This is a genomic window from Rhizobium sp. P2_G2 (assembly GCF_056403555.1).
The window spans coordinates 1-715 of record NZ_JBFUFF010000273.1; the positions used below are offsets into that span (position 1 = coordinate 1).

Consider the following 715-nt stretch of genomic DNA (forward strand, 5'->3'; position numbering starts at 1 on the left):
TGGGCTGGAGCAGGCGGTGGCCACCAGCAGCGCTTCTTCCTTGCCGGTCAGCTTGCGCTCCGCACCAGGGCGCGCCTCTTCGCTAAGCGCCGCCTCAAGGCCCATCTCCACGAAGCGACGCCTGGTGCGATAGACCGTCGAGCCGCTGGCCACCACGGTGGCGGCAATCGCCTCGTCGCCCAGGCCAGCATCGGCGGCCAGCAGGATCTGCGCCTGCTTGAGCTTGCGTGCCGCATGCTTGCCAGCGTTCAGTGGGCTCATAAGTTCGTCGCGTTCGGCTTGGTCGAGATCGACACGATAGCGTATATTCATCCGCAAGGCCTCCTTTGGGTAGGGAGGTCCCGGATGAATCGAAAAATGAATCAATTACTTGACCAAAAGTTGCCAGAGGCGCCGCGCTTCACCGACAAGCAGGGCCAGTATCTCGCCTTTATCTGGGCCTACAGCCAGATCAATGGGCGCGCACCGGCCGAACGCGACCTGCAACGCTATTTCGGCGTTACCCCGCCATCCGTCCACCAGATGCTGCTCACGCTCGAAAGCAACGGCCTGATCCGCAGGCAGCCACGCATCGCACGCAGTGTCGAACTACTCATCCACCACAACTGCCTGCCAACATTGCAGCCAAACCAAACCGTCAAATCCTCTGTGCAGAGGTACTAGTCGCCGGAGTAGGAAACCTCATCGTGCGCACCTTGACCACCACGCCGGTTGG

Annotated in this window: 2 protein-coding genes; one reads left to right on the forward strand and one right to left on the reverse strand. The window is 61.4% G+C overall.

The features are described 5' to 3' along the window. Positions 1-312: helix-turn-helix domain-containing protein (locus AC1D06_RS42705; protein ID WP_477991637.1), on the reverse strand; the 312-nt coding region annotated here is incomplete at its 3' end. Between the two features lie 33 nt (positions 313-345). Between AC1D06_RS42705 and AC1D06_RS42710 the strand changes: the two genes are divergently transcribed. Beyond that, a complete protein-coding gene (locus AC1D06_RS42710) occupies positions 346-663 on the forward strand; it encodes a LexA family protein (protein WP_477991639.1) in 318 nt (105 codons plus the stop codon). The last annotated feature ends 52 nt before the right edge of the window (positions 664-715 follow it).